This is a genomic window from Komagataeibacter oboediens (genome assembly GCF_003207815.1).
Lineage (GTDB): Bacteria > Pseudomonadota > Alphaproteobacteria > Acetobacterales > Acetobacteraceae > Komagataeibacter > Komagataeibacter oboediens.
Genome location: NZ_NKTX01000143.1, coordinates 1 through 2704, shown reverse-complemented (window position 1 = coordinate 2704; position 2704 = coordinate 1). Strand labels below are relative to the sequence as shown.

Here is a 2704-nt window from a genome sequence, read left to right as displayed (position 1 = left end):
CAAGACGCTCAATCTGTCGAAACAGGCTCGTGCCGCCTGATCGTTCCTTTATTGTTCATGCCAAACGTTGTTTAGCGTACCATCCACACGATGGCCTCTTTTACAGGATCACAGTTGCTCAAGAAGACGGTGAACTCCTTTCCAAAAGGGTTCACCCGGAAGCAACTGTTTTTCAATGAAAGCCGCATCTTCCAGAGTAACGTTAATCGTCCTCCGTTTCGGATTTGCTACCGGCATTCGTATAGTAGACAACGCTTTTTCAACCGCAGACTGGTCTTTCCCCATCACATCCGCAATGTCAGAAAATGACATTTTCCGATCTACACGCAGCATTCGCGCACGAGCGCGCTCCTCTTCTGTAAGTTCCAGAGGAGGACGATGAATAACCGTGTCACGATTGATTTCCCCGGCCCTAAAACCAGGCGGAGTTACTTTAAATTTAGCCATTTTGGCCCTCTTAAGCAGCTTACCACGTACCGGTAGATGTACGCGAATAAGCGAAAAAAACTTGTTATGAGGCCAAAAAGGGCATACACCCTTAAAAACTTAAGCACTCACAACACTACCTGGCGGCATTCTTTGCTTTGGAGCGGGCACTCCTCTGGTCAGAATGACGTTACCTTTTAGAATAGCACACTTTTTTCGCTGAATCGTGTCTTTCCGACATAAAAACTTTCATTTTTACGTCAATATTGTTTCGATATAGAAACAATATTGACGTAAGTAGACGTAAGTAATTGTTTCCAAATAATTTTTTCTAACTCTCGTTGAGAGAAAAAATTATTTGGAAACAACCATTTAAGCAAAAACATTATTTTTGTACGAGAATTCGGACTTCCGAATCCAAAAAATTAATTTTTTGCCTAAGACTAGATTTACGCTCAAGCCGGTCAGATTCCCTTCCAGCCGGTAAAATCTCACATATCGAGGGAAGGGCCACCCCCTCCACCGCCACCAAAAACGCCGTTGGGGCCGTCTCCCGGCCCATCCCATGCCAAATCTTCATCCCGATCCAGCGCGTCTATCCACTCGGACTTGAACTCGGCCTGCGCTGGCTTCGACATATACCGCACAACCATGTTCATGGTGTCCTCAAACCGGCGGGCCATCCATCCAACCAGCCCACCAACGGTTTTGATGCAGTCTTGCAGTCGGTTCCGCCGGTCAACTGTCAGCCCATCATCCAACCACCAACGCCAATTCCCCGCAGTGCTGACGCTATAGGTCGCCTCATTGCGTGCCCAAGCCATTTTGAGGGTGTCGAAATCATCCCGCAAACCGCGCAAAACCTCATCTTTTGCCGCCTGAAATACAGCTTCCTGATCTCGCAGGGCCGCTTCTCGCTGCTGCATAGCCAACCGTTCCGCCGACATTTCCGCCAAGAGTTTCCGTGTGGTTTCAGACGTTAAACGCCATATGGCTCGCAGCTCTTCACGTCGCTCATCAGATAGATTCCGGGCAAGTCTGCCCGCCAATTTTTCCGGGTTCTTTGGTGACGGCTCAACGGTAGTAATCTCACCAGATCGGAAAGCGGCCACAGCTTTTTTTGATCCCTCACGAACGGCCATAAATTGGCGCTCCCGTTCGGCTTGAGCCGCCTTACGCTGCGCCAATTCTTGGTACTCCCATTCTAGCTCCACATGACCCCTTGTCTCCCGATCCCAAAGCTCGGCTTCCCAGTTTTCCAGAGCATATTCTTCCGTCAGAAGGCGGGCTCTTTCCCGTAATAAATCCGCCTCTTTCTGTGTCGCTATGCGGGCATACAGATCAGCATTTTCATGCTCTGCACCCGTCTCTATTTTCGGTTTTCCGCGCTCTAGACGGTGGTCTAGCCTTTTCTGCGTCCATCGTGCCCAACTAGACTGCATAGCGGCTCCAGAAGTCCTTAAATCGGGTTCTAGGGCACGTTCAGCCTCTAATAGCTCCTGCTTTGCCTTGCGACAGGATATGACCTTCTTGGATTTCCCGCTTTTGTGGCGCTGTTCCCGCACTGGCGACATGAACACATCCACCACACCAGAGCCGCGTTCATCCGTATCGTAGCGCAGCCCCCAGACCGCACCCTCTCCGCCCCAACTCTCGGCCCATGCCTTCGCCTCGGCCACGAGCTGCTGCACTCGTGGATTGCTGGCGTCATGAGGATCTCCGCTTTCAGCCAGCCATTCCGGGCTGACGATCACCTTGAACTCCAGGCCGAGATCCGCCCCCTTGCGTTCGCCTGCCCCCGTTTCCCGTTTATGCGCCCGGAACGCCTCGACGTAATCCAACGCTCCACTTTCGGCCTTGCTCCAAGCTATCGGATCACTGTCCCGAACGTGCCGCTTCTGGGAGACCGGATCGAGCCTCTTCGCGTGCCGTTCCGCTGCCTGAATCCCACCCTTGCCATTGCCCGCTAGCGTCTTGAGTCCGGCGGCTCGAATTGCTGCATAGATTGACACCCAACATTCCTCCCTGCTTCACAGGAAGTAACACACTACCGATTGACCCTAAAGGGCCGCTCCGCTTCAATCCGTGTGCAAGGGCGTTCCCCCCTTGACCTCCTCCTCTTGAGCAATTTTTCTCTTGCCCAATTCTTCCATGCTTTCAGTCTGGAGCGAGCGCAGAGCGGGAGCTTTCGACTGCCTCAAACACCACTCAAGCATCTCCGAGTGGGTCATTTGTGGAGGCTGATAGGGGTCGTTTGCGGGAGGGGGCGAAATCCTAC

Annotated in this window: 3 protein-coding genes; all 3 read right to left on the bottom strand. The window is 52.2% G+C overall.

Features of this window, described 5'->3' with window-relative positions:
- Window positions 1-108 precede the first annotated feature (108 nt).
- Window positions 109-447, bottom strand: a complete 339-nt coding sequence (locus tag CFR80_RS19085; RefSeq protein WP_146221703.1) for a hypothetical protein — start codon at window positions 445-447, stop codon at window positions 109-111.
- 470 nt (window positions 448-917) lie between these two features.
- Window positions 918-2438 (bottom strand): hypothetical protein, encoded by a 1521-nt coding sequence (locus tag CFR80_RS17595; protein ID WP_110507818.1) that lies wholly within the window; start codon window positions 2436-2438, stop codon window positions 918-920.
- A gap of 66 nt (window positions 2439-2504) precedes the next feature.
- A partial coding sequence (locus tag CFR80_RS19670) for a hypothetical protein (protein WP_220032764.1) occupies window positions 2505-2704 on the bottom strand: 200 nt, incomplete at its 5' end.